Annotated in this window: 1 protein-coding gene; it reads left to right on the top strand. The window is 50.5% G+C overall.

The window, feature by feature from the left end:
• A partial coding sequence (locus H9565_RS20135) for a hypothetical protein (protein ID WP_215442164.1) occupies nt 1–206 on the top strand: 206 nt, incomplete at both ends.

Here is a 206-nt window from a genome sequence, read left to right as displayed (position 1 = left end):
GATGACGTTACCTTGGCCGATGCCACAAACACCAAGTTCCCTACGGAACTTGCCGTGAAGACCTATGTGGACGGACAGATCGCCGCTACCGCAGATGACGATATAACAGGGGCTTCAATCGATGCTTCCAGTGTCTTGAAAATCGACGAAGGGACTTCTTCCGTAACCGTAGACCTTTCAGCTTTGGAAGAATCCGCAGATATCAC

Origin of the sequence: Zobellia russellii, from assembly GCF_018728565.1 — a bacterium.
GTDB classification, from domain to species: Bacteria; Bacteroidota; Bacteroidia; order Flavobacteriales; family Flavobacteriaceae; genus Zobellia; species Zobellia russellii.
The sequence above is the reverse complement of the archived record's forward strand: the minus strand, read 5'-3'. Positions and strand labels throughout refer to the sequence as shown.